Annotated in this window: 1 protein-coding gene; it reads right to left on the bottom strand. The window is 74.9% G+C overall.

Annotated features, from left to right (window positions below; genetic code table 11):
• Window positions 1–459: alpha/beta hydrolase (locus tag D183_RS0122105; protein WP_017910917.1), on the bottom strand; the 459-nt coding region annotated here is incomplete at both ends.

Genomic DNA, 459 nt, shown 5'->3' with positions numbered 1-459 from the left:
CTGGCGGCGACGTGGCCGCCGGCCGAGAAGCCGATCGCGCCGATGCGCTGAGGATCCACGCCGTAGTCGGCGGCATGCGCGCGGATCAGGCGCAGCGCGCGCTGCGCATCGGCCAGCGGCTGGTCGCGCGCCATGGCGCCGTCGACCGCTGCGTCGGGAAGCCGGTAGCGCAGCACGAACAGGGTGATGCCGGCCTGTTCGGCGAAGATCGGCACCAAGGCCGTGCCTTCCTTGTCCAGCACCACGCGCGCATAGCCGCCGCCGGGCGCGACCAGCAGGGCGCTGCCGTTCGGCGTCTTCGGCCGGTACACCACCAGGTAGGGCTGATAGCGGCCGCTGAGCGCGCGATCGGGCAGGGCCGGGTCGTCGCTGCGCTCGACCAGGTGCGCTTGCTCGGGCCCGGCCGCGGACCCCGGTGCCGGACCAGGCCACAGCGGCAGCCGCGCCGCCACTTCGGCG

The organism is Xanthomonas sp. SHU 199, assembly GCF_000364665.1.
Taxonomy (GTDB): domain Bacteria; phylum Pseudomonadota; class Gammaproteobacteria; order Xanthomonadales; family Xanthomonadaceae; genus Xanthomonas_A; species Xanthomonas_A sontii.
The sequence above is the reverse complement of the archived record's forward strand: the minus strand, read 5'-3'. Positions and strand labels throughout refer to the sequence as shown.